Origin of the sequence: Prochlorococcus marinus subsp. marinus str. CCMP1375 (assembly GCF_000007925.1) — a bacterium.
In the GTDB taxonomy this organism is placed as follows: domain Bacteria; phylum Cyanobacteriota; class Cyanobacteriia; order PCC-6307; family Cyanobiaceae; genus Prochlorococcus_E; species Prochlorococcus_E marinus.
In genome coordinates, this window is sequence record NC_005042.1 from 860,970 (window position 1) to 882,210 (window position 21,241).

A 21,241-nucleotide genomic window follows, 5' to 3' on the forward strand; every position below is an offset into this window, starting at 1 on the left:
CCACTTAATACCAGCCAGAAATGAACTTCCCAGATTTCAACAATAATAATAAAGACGATCAATGGGAAAGATTCAGTCAGCTACTTTTTTATGACGAAGAAATTGGTTTTTGGCTTGATATAAGCAGAATGAAGTTCTCATCAGAGGATATAGGCAGTTTGCAAGATAACTTCAAAGAAGCTTGCAAATCAATGAAAGCTCTAGAAAAAGGATCGATAGCCAATATTGATGAATCAAGGCAGGTTGGTCATTATTGGCTAAGAAATGCGAGTCTTGCTCCCAGTAAGCAAACTTCTAATTCAATTAGGAATGAAATTAACGATATCAAAACATTTGGCGAAAATATTTTAAATGGGAAGATCACTACTGCTCAGGGGAAGCCCTTCACAGATGTCCTCTGGATTGGTATAGGAGGAAGTGGATTAGGACCACTCCTTATCGTTAATTCTCTTCAAGATAATAATAAGGGACTGAACTTTTCATTCCTCGACAATGTTGATCCAAATGGAATTAATAAGACCTTAAATTCATTTAGAGACAAACTATCTACTACTTTATTTGTTGTCGTTAGTAAATCTGGAGGTACTCCAGAACCTCAAATTGCAATGGACCAAACACGTTTCTTTTTAGATAAGAATGGTCTCGATTGGAGCTCAAGAGCAGTAGCTATAACCATGGAAGGTAGTTCCTTAGATCAAATAGCAGAAAACGAAAAATGGTTAAAAAGATTTGATTTACCTGATTGGGTAGGTGGAAGAACAAGTATTACAGCCTCTGTAGGACTTCTACCACTTGTTCTTATTGGAGAAGATATAGACAGTTTTCTTGATGGAGCCTCGCAAATGGATCAAATAACACGACGAATAGATATTTATAAGAATCCATCTGCATTACTTGCTGCATCATGGTATTTTTCTGGAGCTGGTAAAGGAAAGAGAGATATGGTTGTACTTCCTTATCAGGATAGGCTTCAGGTTTTCAGTAAATATCTTCAACAACTTGTAATGGAATCATTAGGAAAAGAAGAAGATCGTAATGCAAATAAGGTTAACCAAGGTTTAGCTGTATATGGAAATAAAGGATCTACAGATCAACATGCTTATGTACAACAACTAAGGGATGGAATTGATAATTTCTTTGTTACTTTTGTAGAAATACTTGAGGATTGTACAGAAATTCCAAAGATTAATAAAAAATCTCCTGGAGATTATTTATCGGGTTTTTTGCAAGGCACTAGGTTAGCTCTATCAGAAAACGATCGTCAAAGTATAACTATAACCATAAAAAAATTTAATTCCTATACATTGGGTTCCCTAATAGCATTATTTGAACGAGCTGTTGGTATATATGCAGAACTTATTGATATCAATGCATATCATCAACCGGGCGTAGAGGCCGGCAAAAAAGCCGCTTCGAATATATTAAAACTTCAATCAGAAATAGAATTATTACTTGAAGACGGAAAACTTTATTCTATTGAGGGTATTATGAATACTATACCTGGCAGTTCTCAAGAATCAATATATATTATCTTGCGCCATCTTAGTAATAACGATCATACTTATAAATTTGTAGGCAATTTATCAGATCCAAGAGAGTTACAAATAAAGAAAGCGGTTTAAAATACAATATTTATTATTTTACCTTTGACAATTATTATTCTCTTTGGCTCTATTCCATTTAGCCATTTTTGAGTTGTTTCACATGCAAGTGCTTTATTCTTAAGCTCTAGCTCTGAATCTTCGTGATTTACTGATATGTTACCTCTTACTTTTCCATTTATCTGAATTATTAGTTTGTATGAATCTTCCAATAGAGCTTTAGGATCATATGTTGGCCATGAATTCTCATGAACACTTCCCTTACCTTTAAGCTTAATCCAAAACTCCTCTGCTATATGAGGTGCGAATGGTGCTAATAATAATGTTAATTTCTTAAAGGTTTCAGTAACAATATAATCTCCACAATCATCTATATTTTCATAAATAGAGTTACAGAGAATCATTAACTCTGAAATAGCTGTATTAAATTGGAAATCATTAACGAGGTCATTTGTTACTTCTTTAATTGTATTGTTAAGTACTTTTATTAACTTTCTTTCTTTGTCTGATAAATCGTTTAACAAAATTTCTTGTGTACAATTACTTATATTAATATCTTTCGTTTCTATTGAATAAATAACAATCCTCCATAAACGATTCAAAAATCTATATTGTCCTTCTACATCAGATTCGTCCCACTCTAAATCCTTTTCTGGAGGGGCTTTAAATAGAATAAACATTCGAGCTGTATCAGTACCATATTTGTCTATAACAGAGGCTGGATCTACGCCATTATATTTAGATTTTGACATTTTTTCGTATAAAACATCAAGTGGCTCGCCTGTTTCTGGATCCAAAGGAGTATTAATATCATTTATATGGTCTGGTGAAATATATTTTGATGTTTTAGGGTTTTTAAAGGTAACGCCTTGTACCATACCTTGAGTAAGTAGATTGCTGAAAGGTTCTTTTATATTTAGTAAACCACGATTCCTTAAGGCTTTGATCAAAAATCTTGAATAAAGAAGATGTAATATTGCATGTTCTATTCCTCCTACATATTGGTCAACTGGTAACCATTTATCGACCTCTGTTTTTGTAAATGGAAGTTTATTATTTTCTACATCAATATACCTTAAAAAGTACCATGATGAACACATAAAGGTGTCCATTGTATCTGTTTCGAGAATTGAGTCTTTATTGCATTTACTACACTTCATGATTGGAATATTATTCTTGTTTTCTTGACTTTTTCCTATAACTGAGGGGTTGGTTAATTTTACAGGTAATTCTTCTCTTTTAACTGGTACTGATCCACAGTCTGGACAATAAATAATTGGAATAGGACAGCCCCACATTCTTTGACGAGAAATAAGCCAGTCTCTGAGTTTATAAGTTACTTTATTTTTTGCCCAACCTTGCTTGACGCCCAACTTAGTTATCATAAAGCCTGCTTCTTTAGAATTAATACCATTAAATTCACCTGAATTAATCATTATACCTTCTTTAACATATGCACTAGAAGCTTCTAAATCACTTGCTTCCTGAGATGGAGACTTGATTACATATTGGATTGGCAACGAATATTTTTTAGCAAATTTGTAGTCGCGCTTGTCATGTGCTGGAACTCCCATAACAGCTCCTGTAGCGTATGAACTTAGAACATATTCACCTACCCAAATTGGTATTATTTTTTTATTAATGGGGTTTATAGCATGACAACCTAAAAACATTCCTCTTTTGTTATTTCCATCTGAGGTTCGTTCCTGGTCTGTGAGGATTGATATTTCAGTTCTAAATTGTTCTAATTCAGTTATTTTATTTTTATCAATTATTGAATTAATTAGTTCATGGTCAGGAGCAAGTACTAAATATTCTGTTCCATGAAGTGTATCTGGTCTTGTCGTAAATACAGTTATAAAAATGTTATTTTTACCCTTAATATAAAAATCTATTTCTGTACCATTAGATCTACCAATCCAGTTTTGCTGCATCGTTTTAACGTTTTGTGGCCAACCTGAAAGCAATTCAATATCTTCAAGCAATTCATCTGCAAAGTCTGTTATTTTTAAAAACCATTGTTTTAGCTTCTTTTTTTCAACTAAGGCTCCTGATCGCCAAGACCGGCCATTAGCATCAACTTGCTCATTTGCGAGTACTGTCTTATCTATAGGGTCCCAATTTACAGTTGCTGATTTTTGGTAGGCCAATCCAGCTTCGTATAATTCTAGAAAAATATATTGAGTCCACTTATAGTACTCTTCTTTACATGTAGTTACCTCCTTATCCCAATCTATAGATAACCCAAGTCGGTTAAGCTGATTTCTCATATCTTCTATATTTTTGTACGTCCATATGTCTGCAGGTATTCCTCTTTCTATAGCCGCATTTTCTGCTGGAAGACCAAATGCGTCCCATCCCATTGGATGAAGCACTGAATCACCCTTCATTCTGTGAAGTCTTGCTATTACATCTGTAATTACATAATTACGAACATGTCCCATATGAAGTGTTCCAGATGGATAAGGAAACATTGATAAGGCATAAAAGGTCTTTTGAGATTTAGTTGGCTCTTTAGTTTTATATAATCCTTGCTCTTTCCAACTCTGCTGCCATCTTGTCTCAATAGAAAGTGGATCATATGCAGTAGATGGTTGTTTTTCTGGTGTCTGTGAGATTTTAGATGCCACTTATTTTAATTAGTAAATAATAGGGACGCTTTTAGCCCAATCCTAGTGGAAAGCATTTAATATTATTATGTATAGAAGCTTTATATTATCTATATTAAATTTAAAATTCATTTTTAGAAAGCATGCAAATCATAAAATTTAATAAATATCAAGGTTTAGGAAATGATTTTATAATCATTGATGACAGAAAGGACAGTACTGTTAATAATATACTGACAAATGATACTTCGTTGGTTAGAAATATCTGTAATAGAAAATATGGGGTAGGTGCAGATGGAATAATACTAGTACAGAATTCGGAACGTGGCGCAAATACTAAAATGCAAATATTTAATTCTGATGGATCAATCGCTGAAATGTGCGGCAATGGAATAAGATGCTTAATTAAATACTTGTATAACGAATCACAATTAAATGAAGACATTAATTTCATAATTGAAACATTGGCAGGAAATCTAGATTGTTATGTTCTTAATGGTGATCATATAAGAGTTAATATGGGGAGTCCCTCTTTTGAACCTAAAGCAATCCCAACAACATTATCCCCTAATAATTTAAATATTCCAGAAGGCACTGTTACAATTAAGAATGAGAATATAACTATGTATGGAATTGGAATGGGCAATCCTCACATGGTTATTATTTTAAAATCAATTGAGGATCTTCAATTAGAAGAGCTTGGAAGAAATTTTGAAACAGATAATAGGTTCCCAAATAAAACCAATGTACATTTTGTCGAAGTTTTAAATATGAACAAAATATTAGTAAAGGTTTGGGAAAGAGGTTGTGGAGCAACACTTGCTTGCGGAACAGGCGCTTGTGCCTGTTTGGCTGTTACTTCCTTGCTAGGACTTACAAATAATAAATCAGAAGTTGTTTTACCAGGTGGTTCACTCTTTATAGATTGGTTAAATACTTCTGATCCTCTATATATGACTGGTCCAGCAGAATTTGTTTTTTCAGGACAACTTTATATATAAATTATTTATTATGGACAATAATTTAGAATATATTTACCTTGATGGATCTGCTACAAGTCCGCCTCTAGATGACTTGGCTAACAGGATGAAAATAATCCAGGAAGGTGTATGGGGTAATCCATCTAGTCTTCATTATGAAGGTATCAAAGCAGCAGAAATAATTGAAAGTAGTAAGTATGATATAGCAGCAAAATTTAACGTATTACCAGATCAAATAATAATAACTTCTGGAGCAACTGAGTCAATACAAATGATTATAACATCAGCTTCAAGACTATATACACCTGGCAGAATTGTTATTAGTTCTGTAGAACATCCAGCTGTAATTTTTGCAGCTGATTATCTAAAAAATAATGGATGGGATGTTTTATATTGGCCTGTCGATAAATACGGAGTAATAGATATAACTATGATAGATGAATTATTAGCACCCCCAACTAAGATAGTTTCAATTATATGGGGCCAAAATGAGATAGGAACAGTTCAACCAATTACCCAAATAGCTACAGCATGTAAAAAAAAGAACTTATTTTTTCATACTGACGCTACACAAGTTATTTCGCAGGGTTGTTTTAATTTTAACACTCTTGGCATATCTTCATTCTCAGCTTCAGCACATAAATTTAGAGGTCCTAAAGGTGTAGGTCTTCTTATAATTGATAAGGAATATCTCTTTATGTTAAAGAATTTATATGATTTAGGCAATCATATTCCTCTCTTCAACAAGGGTACTTTATCTCCTGCCTTAACCTATGGAATGTCACTAGCCTTAAATGCAATTACTCAGAATTTAATAATTGATCGTAATAAAGTTATATTTGAAAATACAAATACTTCTAATATAACTAAATCTTTATTAGACCAGCTGAAAAATTATGACACTTTAATACTCACAGGTCACCCTCTTATCCGTCTTCCCAATCATCTTTCTTTTGTTGTTAAGGGTAAAAATGGCATACCTTTATCAGGAAGGCAACTAGTAAGAGAACTTTCTAAAAAAGGCATTTGTGTTAGTACGGGTAGTGCCTGCTCATCCAAACATAAAAAGAGCAGCCATGTACTTAAAGCTTTAAATTTACCTGACAACCTATTAAAATCTAGTTTAAGAATAAGCTTAGGTAATTGGTTAAAGGATATAGATCCTCAATCACTTGGTAATATAATTATCTCAACTATAAAAGAAGTCTCACAACACTAAAATAATGGATAATAACAATCATCAAGAGATACTTCCAGAAAATCTTTCTATTTGCGAGGAAGTTATGCAGAATTCACTTTTGAAATATTTACTTAACCCATCTAATAATCGTATATCAATAGACTTAAAATTTGAAGGTTTAAAACTAGATCCAATTGTATTTAGATTAGCAGATAAGTTAAATAATAATAACTTAGAAAATTTAGTTGTTTATTCTGACTTTGGTGGAGCATCCTTAGCAAAACGAGACTATCCGAGTTATACAAGTAAAATTTATGCTACAAAGGAACTATTAAATACAACATCTAAACTAGATAACTCAATAATTATTGCTGTGAGTCCACAACCTTTTGACTATGACGAATTTGAACGCTTTTCTACGTCAACAAATTCAACTATAGTTATGATTAATGGCCGTCTTGAAGAAACTTCTATAGGTGTTGGTCTTGTTGGCAGAGAGAGAAGAATTAAGTTTATTAGATCATGGGAAAAAGTATTTTGGATTGAACCTTTAGTACGAGGAGCATTATATAGGGAATTTCCCTACGATTGGTCATTATTTTCATATTCTAATGATGGTTATAGGTTCTGTAAGAAGTTTCCTCAACGTCCCGAAAAAGATACTATCAATTTAGAGTTAAATTGATTTAAATTATAATGATAAAAAAAAATACAATCCTTCTTGCTCTACTTTTTGTTTTCTCAATAATATTATTTAATAGATATAATGGTTTTATTTTAAGCTTTAAATCATTACTAAAGAGTCAATTTAATCTAGATAATAATAAGTTTACTAAGAAAATACACCAGAAAAATATTTGTTATAATCTTCAAAATCAATTTACTTCAATCTTAGGTGATGAATTGCCTTACTGGAGTATTACCGTATTAAATAGTGATTCAACTGTCATAGCAGAATTAAATGGAAATATATTAAGGATACCAGCATCTAATCAAAAGATATTTAGTTCAGCTTACGCATTAACTAAAAAAGGACCTTATTTCCGACTTTCTACAGATGTATATAAAAATAGTAATGGCTATTATGAAATACTAGGAGCTGGAGATCCAGATATAGACTTAAATAATATTTCAAAAATCTCATCAGTAATAGCAAAAAGACCTTTTTATACCAAAAGTAATACAAAAATAATCTTATATGAGGAAAATAAATCATTATGGTGGCCTAAAACATGGTCTTATCAAGACCGTCTTGAAAGTTATGGAGCACCAATTTCACGATTAGCTATAACTAGTAATGCTAATGAATACTCTGTTACTGAACCGCTTGTAAATTTCTCTAATTACTTATCACTATCTTTATATAAATATAAAATCAAACCTATTATCGAATTTCAACAGCTTGATAAATTTAATAGGAATCATAAGAGACGTTTAATTTATAATATTAAATCAGCCCCTCTTTATATGTTACTTAACCTATCTAATTCAGAGAGTCATAATTTTATAAGTGAAGTGTTAATGCGGTCTACAGCAAATACATGGGTTCCAAAAGACTCATCTTTTAAATTACATAATTGGCTAACCTCTATTGGAGTAAACGAGAAGCATATTGATATTAAGGATGGAAGTGGACTATCTCGCTCCAATCAAACCACAACTAGGGCGCTATCATCAGTGCTATATTATATGAAGAACCATAAATATAGTGATTACTTTGTTTCTTCAATGTCATTATTAGGAATTAGAGGTACCCTTAGAGATCATTATATTATGCCTAGGCCCTTAGGTTACTTTTTAGGGAAATCAGGTACCTTAGAAGGTGTTCGCTCACTATCAGGATATTTATATACAGATAATAAAGTTCGTATTGTAAGTATAATTCAAAATAATGCTAATTATGATGAGACGATTTTTTCAGAATTACTCAGAATGATTTATAATCATGATGAATGCATATAATTATATATCCCCTTGTTTATATATTTTATATAGATCTTTAGCAACAATAGCAGGAACCATATGATCAATATTACCTCCGAACATTGCTACTTCTTTAACTACTGAACTGCTAAGAAAACTATGTCGAGCTTCAGTTGCTAAGAATATTGTTTCTATTGACTTGTCTATGGATCTGTTTGTGTGAGCTATTTGAAGTTCATATTCAAAGTCACTCATGGCTCTTAGACCCCTTAAAATAAAATCTACGTCTAAGCTCTTTGCACATTCAACTGTTAATCCTTTGTAGGAAAGAATTTTGATTTTTGACAGTTCTTTAGTCGACTCTTTTATTTGCTCAATTCTTCTACTCACAGAAAAGGTAGGAGATTTGGTTGAATTTTCAAGAACCGCAATAATGACTTCTTCGTAGAGAACAGAAGCCCTATGAATAAGGTCTAAGTGACCCAGGGTAAGTGGATCAAAACTTCCAGGGTATAGAACTTTCATAATTTAAGTAAAAAGGATGGTCTTATTTTTTGGGGAAGTGATTAGAGTTGTAGAGCTTGTACTCTTTTTATGCCACTTGATTTAGAAGCAAAAAAGGTTCTTCTCAGAAAGATACCTCATGGTCTCTTTATTTGTACGGTCCGTGAAGGAGACGTTATTAATGGCTTCACAGCAAGTTGGGTTACCCAAGGATCATTTGCCCCTCCTTTAGTTGTTATGGCAGTTCGATCGGATGGATCGAGTCATGCCATCATCAAAAGAACAAATAATTTCTGTTTAAATGTTCTTCGATCAGATCAGAAAGATTTAGCAGCAGTTTTCTTTAAACCACAGGAGGGCTTGGGCGGAAGGTTTGAATCTACAACTTATCAATTTGGAGAACTTGGATTGCCTGTTCTTGAAGATGCCATTGGAGGACTGGAATGTTCAGTTGTAGGCGCCGTAGAACATGGAGATCATTCTGTTTTTGTAGCAGAGGTAGTTTCAGCTAAATTAATTAAGGATTCTGAATCACTCAACTTATCTTCAACTGGATGGTCTTACGGAGGTTAAACACATTTGAGATCTTTAAATGACAATTTACCTTTAATATTAGACCCAACTAGATTAAAAACTACTTTAGATAATATTCCAAAAGCACCTGGCTGTTATCTAATGAAAGACAATGAGGATAACATTATTTATATTGGTAAATCAATTAACCTTAACTCTAGAGTAAAATCTTATTTCAGAAGAAGGAATGATAATAATCCCAAAAATAGCTTGATGCTAAAACAAGTAAGTTTAATAGATTTTATAGTTACAGATAATGAGTTAGAGGCTTTAAACTTAGAATCAAACTTAATAAAGTCAAATCAACCTCACTATAATATCTTGTTGAAAGATGATAAGAAGTATCCATATCTATGTATTACATGGAGTGAAGATTATCCTCGCATATTAATTGTTCGAAGAAGAAGAAATAGAGCAGATAAGGACAGATATTATGGTCCATATGTCGATGTTACTTCTCTGAGAAATACTCTTTTCTTAATAAAGAAGATATTCCCATTAAGACAAAGGCAAAGACCATTATATAAGGATAAGACATGTTTAAATTATTCAATTGGTAGATGCCCTGGAGTTTGTCAAAAAATCATATCTTCCTCTGATTATCGAACTGTTATAAAAAAAGTTGAAATGATTATCCAAGGGAGAACTTCTGAATTGAAGAAATTACTTGAAGAGAAAATGCATATTTATTCAAAAGAAATGAAATACGAGGAGGCTCTAAAAATTAAAAATCAATTGTCTGGTTTGAATACATTTTCACAAACTCAAAAGATCACTGAACCTGATTCTTCTATTAATCGAGATGTTATTGCACACGCAAGTAATGATTCTAATACATCAATACAGCTATTTCAAATAAGAGCTGGAAAACTAATTGCCAGATTAGCTTTTACTGCTGATTCAATTAAAACAAATAAAGAAAATATAATTCAAAAGGTGATTGAAGAGCATTATAGTCAATTAGATCCAGTAGTTATTCCAAAAGAAATTTTGTTAGACAATCAAATAGAGAAAATTGAGGTTATATCAGAGTGGCTGAGCGAGATGAAGGGATCTAAAGTTAATATTAAGATACCAAAGATAAGCAAGAAAGCGAATATGGTAAGTCTAGTAAAAAAGAATGCTGAGTTAGAACTTACAAAGTTATCGAAGGGAGTTGAAAAGGCAAATTTAGCTTTAGAAGAATTAGCTGAATTATTAGATTTACCTTTTAAACCACGACGTATAGAAGGGTATGATATTAGCCATATCCAGGGATCAGATGCTGTTGGCTCTCAAGTTGTATTTGTGGAAGGCATGCCAGCTAAGCATCATTATAGGAAGTTTATAATTAAGGATGAGACTATTAAATTAGGTCACAGCGATGATTACTTATCAATTTATGAGTTAATTACCAGGAGGTTCTCTAGATGGTCAAAATATAAAGAAAAGGGAGTAAATCTATCAGATATAAGAAATTATAAATCCAGTATATTAGATCCTTCGACATTAGCAGACTTCCCAGATCTAGTTATGATTGATGGCGGTAAGGGACAATTAAATATTGCATTAAAGGCTCTTGAGAAACTTAATTTATCAGAGGATATAAAATTATGTTCACTAGCTAAAAAGAATGAGGATATTTTCATACCCGGTAATAACAAGCCTCTTAAATGTAATAACGATGATAATGGATTATTGTTACTAAGAAGATTGAGGGATGAAGCTCATAGATTTGCGGTAACTTTTCACAGGAAACGGCGAACATTAGGAATGAGAAGGACAGAACTAACAGAAATACCGGGAATCGGACCTAAAAGAATTAAGGCTTTGCTATTACACTTTAATTCAGTTCAAGCTATAAAAATGGCTAGAAAAGAAGAAATAGCTTCAGCGCCTGGCGTTGGAAGAGAATTAGCAGAACATATATGGAATTACTTCAATAAGTAGTTTGATGATTTTTAATTTTATTAAATCATAAATATTTTCCCTCTAAGAAAGTATAAATAGTGACAATAAAGACTAATATGAGTATCTTATATTCATATATTTACTTGGGATGAGCTTACCAGCAGAGTCTTACTTATGGTTAAAGACACTTCATATTATTGGAGTAGTTGTATGGTTTGCAGGACTTTTTTATCTTGTTCGACTTTTTATCTATCATGTCGAGGCAGATGAGCTTGAGAGTGATATTAAATTTGCCTTTGTTAATCAATATTCATTAATGGAAAGACGCCTCGCAAATATTATTACTACACCAGGAATGATACTAGCAGTATCAATGGCTATAGGTTTACTTATCTATAACCCAAGCTGGCTTGAGCAAACTTGGATGCAGGTTAAACTATTCTTTGTTTTTTTGCTACTCATTTATCATATATTTTGTTACCGATTAATGTCCTCTCTGGCCAAGGGAGAGTGCAAATGGTCAGGTCAACAGCTAAGAATATTAAATGAATTGCCTACATTATTTCTTGTGATAGTTGTAATGTTAGTAGTTTTTAAGAATAATTTCCCTACAAGTGCTGCAACATGGCTTATTGTTTTCTTAGTCATATTCATGGCATTAAGTATTCAATTGTATGCGAGGTTTAGGAGGATTAATAAAGAGAAACAAATATAAGAATATGATTTTAAATAATCATCCTATGTTCGCTACTATTTCATCAATAGATCATAATAGTTGTCCAAGACATATCAATTTTCATTGTCACAGTACACTAAGTGATGGAAGTATGAATCCAATTGATTTAATAGTCCAAGCTTCAAAATTAAAATTGAAACATTTAGCTGTTACAGATCACCATAATATCAACGCATATGCAATTATCTCCGAATGGATAAGTTCAAATCAAAATACAATATCTATTCCAGCATTTTGGAGTGGAATAGAAATAAGTTGTCTTCTTAAAGGCTGTTTAGTTCATATTATTGGCCTAGGCTTTGATACTCATGCAAAGTCACTCTTGCCTTACATCACTGGCGAAGCTCCTAGAGGAACTGATTTACAAGCTGAACAAGTAATTAAAGCAATAAAAGCAGCCAATGGAATTTCTATACTTGCTCATCCAGCCCGCTACAGACTGAATTTTGAAATACTAATAAAAGAAGCTAAGAGCTTAGGCATAAACGGAGTCGAAGTTTGGTATGACTACGACTTTTTGAAAGAATGGAGGTCTACTACCTTAATATGCGATTCAATACTTGCCATTGCTAAAGCTAATAATCTACTAAAGACTTGTGGAACTGATACCCATGGATATTCTCTATTAGGGCGTTGAAATTTCATTGCAACATTTAATAATTACTTTCTTCTATTGTTTTTTCAGCTTCCAACAGTAGTCTCTTTATTTTGTTCAATTCTGATTTTGAAGCAGACCACATCTTTCGATTATATGCTTCTAAGAATCTCTCTGATATATCTCTGAGTACCCAAGGATTCTGTTCGATCAAAAAGTTTTTTGTCGAATCATTGTCTAGCCATTGTTCTCTGATGGATGAGTAGCACCATTTAGGGACTGAGCCTGTTGTGGCGTCATAAGCAAATAGGTAATCTAGACTTGCAGAAAGTTCAAAAGCTCCTTTATAACCATGCTCCTTCATTCCTTCTATCCATTTGTTGTTCAATAATCGACTTCTTACGACTTTATCTATCTCCTTTTCTAATTTATGTATTCTTGGCTTATTTTTACGAGAGTTATCTCCAAAGTAAATATCAGGACATATTCCTGATAATTCTTTCACAGCGGCAGATAATCCCCCATGGAATTGATAATAATCATCTGAATCTAACAAATCATGTTCTCGATTATCTTGACTATGCAGAACAACCTGAATTTTTTTAAGTGATTCTTTTAAACCGTTTAAGTTTAATGTTGGTTCTTTACTATTAGTGTACTCCCATTGGCTAGATTTCAAATAACAATTAGCTAATTCACTGGTTTCCTCCCATATACCTATATTTATCAATTCCTGGAGTCCTGTTCCATATCCCTCAGGAGAAGAACCAAATATCCTAGATATATATTCACCATTTTTGCTAGATTTAAGTAGTGGATTAAGTTCTAATGGTTCATCAATATTTAATATCATATCTAATGCTTTATTAACAAGTTCGATCAGATTAGGAAATGCATCTCTAAATAATCCAGAAATTCTTAAAGTAACATCTACTCTAGGTCTGCCAAGAATTTGTAGAGGTATAACTTCTAAATCGATTAATTTCTTTGTATTGTTATCCCATACCGGTCTAATTCCAAGGAAAGAAAGAAATTGACAAATGTCTTCACCTCCATTTCTCATTGTAGATGTTGCCCAAACAGACATAGCTAAATTAGACATGTGTATACCTTTTTCTAATAAATAAATCTCACAAAGTTGTTCAGCACTTTTTCTACCTAAATCCCATGCTGACTGAGTTGGCAAACATCTTAAATCGACACTATAGAAATTCTTACCAGTCGGTAATACCTCAACATTACCTCTAGTAGGAGAACCAGAAGGCCCGCTAGAAACTCTGAGTCCATTAATGCCTTTAAATAAAGATTTAATCTCATTAGAGGGGGATTTTAGAATTGAGGGTATTAAAGATTCCTTTATTTTATAGATTTCTAAAGGTAGGGGACCTGGGAGTAATAGTGGTCTAAGTTCATTAATTAGATTGTTAGGTATACAATTAATATCTCTCTTATTAAGAGCTTTTCTTAAATAATAACTGACTACAGATTGAGCCTGGTTATTTATCCATGTTATATAATCTCCTTTTATTCTAAATTTTAATTGGTTTAGATCGAATAATCTATTATTATCAACTTCAGAAATACTATCACCTTCATTATCTGCCCATGGATCTATATTGATATTTAATAATCTAGAGAGATATTGAGAAATACCTGATGTATTAAATGTTGGTGCCATAGCAATCGCTAATGTTAATTCCCCTAACTTAGAATCAGAAGGCATTCTACCTAATATGTGAAGCCCAGTTCGAATTTGGGATTCCTTTAGTTCACATAAATATGAATCAAGATTTTCATATATACTATCTACTTTATTGTTCAACTTATCTTTGGTGCTGATTATTGAATCAAAATTCTCTTTTATTATTATCGAATCTAGTTTTTCTTTGACTATTTTATTACGGTCAGAATCTAACAATAAAGTTTCATAATATTCATCCAAAAGATTCTCTAAATCAATTAATTGTTGAGATAAACCAGCTCTTGCTAAAGGAGGAGTTAGATGATCAACAATAATAGAGTGTGTACGCCTTTTTGCTTGTGAACCTTCTCCAGGATCATTAACAATAAAAGGATATAAATATGGTATCGGAGGAATAACGAGTTGAGGAAAGCAACTACTACTTAAACCTACACTTTTACCCGGCAGCCATTCAGCTGTTCCATGTTTACCCATATGAATCATTACATCCGCCTTAAAGAACTTGTATATCCAGAAATATTGTGCAATATATCTGTGAGGTGGAGCTAATGTAGGTGAATGTATGTCATTTATATTGTCCTCTGTATAACCCCTTGAAGGTTGAATTAAAATAGCTATATTTCCGAAACGTATACCATTTACAGGAAATCCTTTTTTTTCCAGGTCAATTGACAATGAGGGCTTGTTCCAATTAAGTTTTATTTTTTGCTTAGCAGTAAGCGAAAAAGTAGACCAAAATTTTAAGTATTGATCCAATGAGATATATTCTAAAGGTTCATTGTTTGAAGATTCTAATGAATTTGTTCTACCATTGATAATAAGCTTCATCAGTTGCTTACTATTTGAAGGAATTGGTTTGTTACCTAAATAGTATCCATTTAATTTAAGCTGTTCTAGCAAAACTACAATACTTTCTGGAGAGTCGAGTCCTACTCCGTTAGCTATTCTTCCATCTTTAATTGGATAATTAGATAAATTTATTATAATTTTTACTTCTTGCTTATCTTTTTTTTGTAATGACACCCATGATTTTGTATAGTCAGCAATCCATTTTATATTTTCCTTATCAGGATTAATTCGATATACAGGAGAATACAAATTTAAATTCTGTTCGACTACTTTTTTAAAACCTCCTATTTTAGTAGTAATTCTGCCATCTAGTTCCGGCATCACTACCTGTAAAGATAAATCTAATGGGTCCAAGCCTCTAGATGAATCTTTCCATTCTTTCTTTTGTTTATTGCTTGAAAGAATTTGTATAACTGGTACACCTAATAAATCCCAGATTTGCTTACCTTCTGAAGCCTGATCAAAATTAACAGAAGCAAAACTAGTTGTAGTAAGCACGCACCTTACATTCTCCTCTTTATATATATCTAGAACTTTACTTTGTACATGTTTCTTCTTAAGGCTACTTACCCACAAAGGCCGAGGATTTAAACCTTTTTGTCGGAGAATTTTAATTATACTAATTGCTAAATTACTATCTCCAGAATTCAAGATAGAACTATATAATATTAAGCCTATCTTTGGCCCTTTAACATCTGTCCATTCCCATCGACACGGGTCATCAATATTAGCTATTTTAATATTCTTAAAATTAACTATTTCGCAAGTCAATATTTTAGATATGATCGCTAGGAAGGTTTTCATATTAGAGAAGCCTCCTATTCGCAGGAGCTTTCCTAATTTCAAAGAAAGCGGAAAAGTAATATTACCGATACTATTTAATTCCGTTTCTTGTTCTTCTACCCCAGATAAAATTATTAAATGTCTATTCTTATCTTCTTTGCTCCAGTAATATAATTGTTCGAAGCCATAAGACCAATCTGATCGTCTACCTAGATACCTAACAACAATTATCTGTGCTTTTGACCCTGTTGTTGTTAAATAATGATCAACCTGCGCATTATGCAATAAGAAATCTATCTTTAGAGCTCTAATTTTGTCTTTTAGCGCATGATTTTTGTTCTCGTTTAGTATATAAGAAAGTGTAGATATATCTGAGGCTGCAGATGTTAGGAAAAGAACTGGGGCCTGAGGTTGCTCAAGGAGTGCTAAATTTTCAGTAGATTCTTCACTTGGAAGATTTGCTATTCGATGCATTAGCCTATTATCTAGCTAACTAGTCACTAGAAGCGTGAAAAGACAGAAAATGTTGATCTATAGCCAACAAAGCAATGCATGATTTTCTCCCATATGCATGGTTTAAAGGTAAATGTGTTCCTTTTGACGAAGCAAAAATATCTATAGCAACTCATGCACTTCATTATGGAACAGCAGCTTTTGGAGGTATGAGAGCTATACCCGATCCAAGTGATAATGGTAATTTTTTACTCTTCAGAGCTGATAAGCATGCAAAAAGGCTCAGCCAAAGTGCAAAACTTCTACTTACAGAACTCAGTGAGCGCTATATTTTACAGAGCATAGAAACTTGGCTCAAAGCCAATAAACCTAGTAAACCAATTTATATAAGACCTTTTGTTTATACCAGTGATTTAGGCATTGCTCCAAGGCTACATAATATAGAAACTGACTTTTTCATATACGGACTGGAATTAGGTGATTACTTATCTCCCGAAGGCGTTTCATGTCGCATAAGTAGCTGGAAACGGCAAGAAGATTGTTCTCTCCCACTAAGGGGAAAGATTAGTGGTGCCTATATAACAAGCTCACTTGCTAAAACAGAGGCCGTTTTAACAGGCTTTGATGAAGCTTTATTATTAAATTCACAAGGCAAAGTAAGTGAAGCTAGTGGTATGAACCTATTCATTGTCAGAGATGGAAATCTAATTACTCCGGGGACCGACCAAGATATTCTAGAAGGAATAACTAGAGCTAGTGTTATAGAAATAGCTAATTATCTAGGAATTAATGTCATTGAAAGGCCAGTGGATAAAACAGAGTTGTTTATAGCAGATGAAGTATTCCTTACTGGAACAGCGGCTAAGATAACACCAATCAAACAGATTGAATCTACCCTATTAAATACAGAACTGCCTATAATGAATAAACTAAGGGATTATCTAATTTCAATAACAGAAAATAAGGAAGATAAATTTAGTAACTGGATAACCTCCATAAAAATAAGTTAATTATCTACATTTAATTTATAAATTATCATAATGATAGATTTTAAATCATATATTAATTCCTCTAAATCTAGTGTACTGGTTTTTGATGGGGCAATGGGCACGTCACTTCAATCCCTTAATTTAACAGCGGATGATTTTGGAGGTACCTTACTCGAGGGATGCAATGAAAACCTGGTTTTAACGAATCCACAAGCTGTAAGGAATGTACATAGAAGTTATTTAGAAGTGGGATGCGATGTAATTGAAACTAATACTTTCGGAGCAACATCTATAGTACTTGAGGAATATAATCTTCAAGATAAAACATATGAGATTAATCTTGAAGCTGCAAGACTGGCAAAAGGTATTGTCAAGGAATTTTCAACTGATGACAAACCTAGATTTGTTGCAGGATCAGTTGGTCCTACAACGAAACTACCTACATTAGGTCATATTAGCTTTGATAAACTTTCTTCTTCTTATCAAGAACAGATTGAAGCATTAATTGATGGTGAAGTAGATCTAATATTGTTAGAAACCTGTCAAGATGTTTTACAAATTAAATCGGCATTAGTTGGAATTAACAACGCTTTTGAGATTAAAGATAAATATTTACCTATTATGGTATCTGTGACAATGGAAACGACAGGTACAATGCTCTTAGGAACAGATATTTCAGCTGTAGTAAATATACTTGCACCTTTTAATATTGATATTTTAGGACTTAATTGTGCAACTGGACCTCATGAAATGAAAAGGCATATTGAATATTTATCTGAATACTCACCTTTCTTGATATCCTGCATACCTAATGCAGGATTGCCTGAAAACATTGGTGGTAAGGCTCACTATAGACTAACTCCTATTGAATTAAAAATGCAATTAAGCCATTTCATAAATGATCTGGGAGTAAAAGTCATAGGAGGTTGTTGTGGGACAGGTCCAACACATATAGAGCAATTAGTGAAATTATCTCAAGAAGTAATAGATACAATAGAGCAAAAAGAATTTAAAAAGAATACGGATTATGGCGTTTCATCTCTGTATGAAATGACTTCATACAATCAGGATCAATCAATATTAATTATAGGAGAACGTCTAAATGCTAGCGGTTCAAGAAAAGTTAGAGAATTACTTAATGAAAACAATTGGGATGGATTGATTGCTGTAGCTAAAGATCAACTGAAGGAGCAGGCGCATGTTTTAGATGTAAATGTAGACTATGTTGGTAGAGATGGAGTTGAAGATATGAGCAAGGTTGTTTCACAATTAGTAACCAATATAAATCTACCTTTGATGTTAGATTCTACTGATTATACTAAAATGGAAAGTGGTTTAAAAAATGCAGGTGGTAAATGTATTTTAAACTCTACAAATTATGAGGATGGTCCAGAGCGTTTCTATAAAGTTCTTGATTTATGTAAAAAATATGGATCCGCTGTTGTTATTGGAACAATAGATGAAAACGGTATGGCACGAACCTCAGATTTGAAGATAAAAATAGCAGAAAGATCCTTCAACGATGCAACAAAATATGGAATAGCAGAGTTTGATATTTTTTACGATCCTTTAGTATTGCCTATATCAACTGGTTTGGAAGAAGATAGAAATAATGCGAGTGAAACAATTAAGGCAATCTCAATTTTAAGAAAGAGATTTCCACATGTACATATAACTCTTGGCATTTCTAATGTTAGTTTTGGACTTAACCCAGCTGCTAGAATTACTTTAAACTCTGTATTTTTGGAGGAATGTATAGTAGCTGGATTAGACTCTGCAATTATTTCACCAGCTAAGATTTTACCCACGCAAAAAATTAAACCAGAACATCGAAAAGTATGTATCGATTTGATATATGATAAGAGATTATATAAAGATGACATATGTATTTATGATCCACTAACAGAACTTACATCTTTGTTTTCTGATGTTACATCTCAAAGTCTAAAGCAAAGAACTGATGAGCTTAAATCATTACCATTAGAAGAGAGACTTAAAAAGCACATAATAGATGGTGAAAAGAATGACCTCAGAGAACATTTATTAGTTGCTCTTGATGATTACAAGGCTTTGGATATAATTAATAACTTTTTGTTAGATGGCATGAAGGTAGTTGGAGAATTATTTGGTTCAGGGAAAATGCAACTTCCTTTTGTTCTTCAATCTGCAGAAACTATGAAATATGCTGTTTCCGTTCTCGAGCCTTACATGGAGACAAATGAGTCTGTTCAATCAAAGGGTAAATTTATAATTGCTACTGTAAAAGGAGATGTACATGATATTGGAAAGAACTTAGTTGATATCATATTAACTAATAATGGCTATGATGTTATCAATTTAGGTATCAAACAAGACATATCTGAAATTATAAATGCACAAAAGAAATTCCAAGCAGACTGCATAGCTATGAGTGGGCTACTGGTCAAATCTACAGCATTTATGAAGGACAATTTACAAGAGCTTAATAACAACTTAATATCCATACCTGTAATTCTTGGAGGAGCCGCGCTAACACCTAAATTTGTCAATCAAGATTGCAATAATGTTTACAAAGGTCAAGTTATTTATGGCAAGGATGCTTTTACAGACTTAACTTTTATGGACGCTTATATGAAGGCTAAAAGTAACGCTAAATGGGACAATTATAAGGGCTTTTTAGATCATAATCCAACAGGAATACAATTATTTGAAAAATCCAATTGTTCAATATCAGAAGCTGCTGAAAAGTCGTCACCTACAAAAACTAACTCCATTAAGTTATCTACATCTAAATCGCCTGTTATCAAAGAGGAAATATCTATATCACCACCATTTATAGGCTCTAAAATTGTACATGATGATAATATTAATTTAGATAATCTTATGTTTTACCTAGATAAAAGAGCTTTGTTTGCCGGACAATGGCAATTCAAGAAAACTAAAGATCAAACTAAGGAAAGCTACCAGGAATTTATTGATACAGAGGCTACTTCTATTCTTAACCATTGGATAAATAGAATAAAAGAAGATAATTTGATTTCACCAGCTTTTGTATACGGTTACTTTCCTTGTGGATCAAATGGAAATAATTTAGAGATATTTGATTTTGATGGTAAGAAAAGAATAGGATGTTTTACCTTTCCCAGACAAAAAGCAAATAACAAGTATTGCATTTCTGATTTCTACAACCCCTTGAAGGAGAATTCTCCAGTTGATTATATACCTATGCAAGCTGTGACTATGGGCAATGTTAGCTCTGAATTCGCGCAAGTATTATTTGCTGAGGACAGGTATTCAGATTATTTATATTTCCATGGATTGACAGTTCAATTGGCTGAAGCGTTAGCCGAATACTCTCATGCCAATATCAGACAAGAATGTGGATTCGTTATTAATGAACCAGACAATATAAGAGATATTCTTGCTCAGAGATATCAAGGTTGCAGGTATTCATTTGGTTATCCAGCATGTCCAAATGTAAGCGACTCTAAGAAACAATTAGATTGGCTGCAGGCTAGTAGAATTGGAATTTCTATGGATGAGTCAGATCAACTAATTCCTGAACAAAGTACAACAGCTATTATTTCATTACATTCTCAAGCAAAGTATTTTAGTGCCTGACACAGCTAAAACTATTGGCTGCAAAGGATCTCAAGCATTTGGATAATATCATTTTGAAAGGAACTCATTTCTTCAGCATCGCTAAGATCTATCCCTTCGCCTGCTGCATTCTGGATCAATTCATGAAAATGAAATTCACCTTCGCCATTTGCTAGAAATTCAATTGCAGAGCTTTCGCCACTTTCTCGGAAAGCGTCGCATAAGGCGATGAAGGATGCGTCTTCAGAGAACTCCCAATCCATTGAGGAGGTATTACTGATTGATTTTTAAACCT

15 protein-coding genes are annotated in these 21,241 nt (G+C 32.8%); 11 read left to right on the forward strand and 4 right to left on the reverse strand.

Annotated elements, in window-relative coordinates; translation table 11 throughout:
• Positions 1-20 precede the first annotated feature (20 nt).
• Complete coding sequence (locus tag PRO_RS04655; RefSeq protein WP_011125098.1) at positions 21-1,622, forward strand: glucose-6-phosphate isomerase; 1,602 nt, start codon at positions 21-23, stop codon at positions 1,620-1,622.
• Here the strand turns inward: PRO_RS04655 and leuS are convergent.
• Positions 1,619-4,219 carry a leucine--tRNA ligase gene (gene leuS, locus PRO_RS04660; RefSeq protein WP_036892356.1) on the reverse strand — a complete coding sequence of 867 codons (2,601 nt, stop codon included), beginning with the start codon at positions 4,217-4,219 and terminating at the stop codon, positions 1,619-1,621. The two genes, PRO_RS04655 and leuS, sit on opposite strands and share 4 nt — an antisense overlap.
• 134 nt (positions 4,220-4,353) lie before the next feature.
• Here leuS and dapF point away from each other — a divergent pair, with 134 nt between their 5' ends.
• From dapF to PRO_RS04680, 4 genes are read left to right on the forward strand one after another with little or no spacing between them, the layout of a single operon-like run.
• Positions 4,354-5,211: a diaminopimelate epimerase gene (gene dapF / locus PRO_RS04665; RefSeq protein ID WP_011125100.1), complete on the forward strand. Its 858-nt coding sequence runs from the start codon at positions 4,354-4,356 to the stop codon at positions 5,209-5,211.
• A gap of 10 nt (positions 5,212-5,221) precedes the next feature.
• A complete protein-coding gene (locus tag PRO_RS04670; RefSeq protein ID WP_011125101.1) occupies positions 5,222-6,409 on the forward strand; it encodes a cysteine desulfurase family protein in 1,188 nt (395 codons plus the stop codon).
• 4 nt (positions 6,410-6,413) lie between these two features.
• Positions 6,414-7,055 (forward strand): DUF1995 family protein, encoded by a 642-nt coding sequence (locus PRO_RS04675; protein ID WP_011125102.1) that lies wholly within the window; start codon positions 6,414-6,416, stop codon positions 7,053-7,055.
• An 11-nt stretch (positions 7,056-7,066) separates the two neighbouring features.
• Positions 7,067-8,332: a D-alanyl-D-alanine carboxypeptidase gene (locus tag PRO_RS04680; RefSeq protein ID WP_011125103.1), complete on the forward strand. Its 1,266-nt coding sequence runs from the start codon at positions 7,067-7,069 to the stop codon at positions 8,330-8,332.
• Here PRO_RS04680 and coaD read toward each other — a convergent pair whose 3' ends face one another.
• Positions 8,333-8,818, reverse strand: a complete 486-nt coding sequence (gene coaD, locus PRO_RS04685) for a pantetheine-phosphate adenylyltransferase (RefSeq protein WP_011125104.1) — start codon at positions 8,816-8,818, stop codon at positions 8,333-8,335. It lies immediately after the preceding gene.
• 69 nt (positions 8,819-8,887) lie between these two features.
• On the opposite strand from coaD, the gene PRO_RS04690 reads away from it, so the two are divergent.
• The 4 genes from PRO_RS04690 (at position 8,888) to PRO_RS04705 (ending at position 12,633) form a co-directional block, all read left to right on the forward strand.
• A complete protein-coding gene (locus PRO_RS04690; protein WP_011125105.1) occupies positions 8,888-9,370 on the forward strand; it encodes a flavin reductase family protein in 483 nt (160 codons plus the stop codon).
• 6 nt (positions 9,371-9,376) lie between these two features.
• Positions 9,377-11,299, forward strand: coding sequence for an excinuclease ABC subunit UvrC (gene uvrC, locus PRO_RS04695; protein WP_011125106.1), 1,923 nt, complete (start codon positions 9,377-9,379; stop codon positions 11,297-11,299).
• A 109-nt stretch (positions 11,300-11,408) separates the two neighbouring features.
• On the forward strand, positions 11,409-11,975 hold the full coding sequence (gene hemJ / locus PRO_RS04700) for a protoporphyrinogen oxidase HemJ (protein ID WP_011125107.1): 567 nt from the start codon (positions 11,409-11,411) through the stop codon (positions 11,973-11,975).
• A 4-nt stretch (positions 11,976-11,979) separates the two neighbouring features.
• On the forward strand, positions 11,980-12,633 hold the full coding sequence (locus tag PRO_RS04705) for a PHP domain-containing protein (protein ID WP_011125108.1): 654 nt from the start codon (positions 11,980-11,982) through the stop codon (positions 12,631-12,633).
• A 16-nt stretch (positions 12,634-12,649) separates the two neighbouring features.
• Here the strand turns inward: PRO_RS04705 and cobN are convergent, their stop codons facing one another.
• Entirely contained in the window at positions 12,650-16,399 is a 3,750-nt protein-coding gene (cobN, locus tag PRO_RS04710) for a cobaltochelatase subunit CobN (protein ID WP_011125109.1), read from the reverse strand.
• A gap of 74 nt (positions 16,400-16,473) precedes the next feature.
• On the opposite strand from cobN, the gene PRO_RS04715 reads away from it, so the two are divergent.
• Together PRO_RS04715 and metH are read left to right on the forward strand one after the other, a co-directional pair.
• Positions 16,474-17,388 carry a branched-chain amino acid transaminase gene (locus tag PRO_RS04715; RefSeq protein WP_011125110.1) on the forward strand — a complete coding sequence of 305 codons (915 nt, stop codon included), beginning with the start codon at positions 16,474-16,476 and terminating at the stop codon, positions 17,386-17,388.
• 30 nt (positions 17,389-17,418) lie between these two features.
• Positions 17,419-20,967, forward strand: coding sequence for a methionine synthase (gene metH / locus PRO_RS04720; protein WP_011125111.1), 3,549 nt, complete (start codon positions 17,419-17,421; stop codon positions 20,965-20,967).
• An 11-nt stretch (positions 20,968-20,978) separates the two neighbouring features.
• Here metH and PRO_RS04725 read toward each other — a convergent pair whose 3' ends face one another.
• Complete coding sequence (locus PRO_RS04725) at positions 20,979-21,209, reverse strand: hypothetical protein (protein ID WP_011125112.1); 231 nt, start codon at positions 21,207-21,209, stop codon at positions 20,979-20,981.
• Positions 21,210-21,241: the final 32 nt, after the last annotated feature.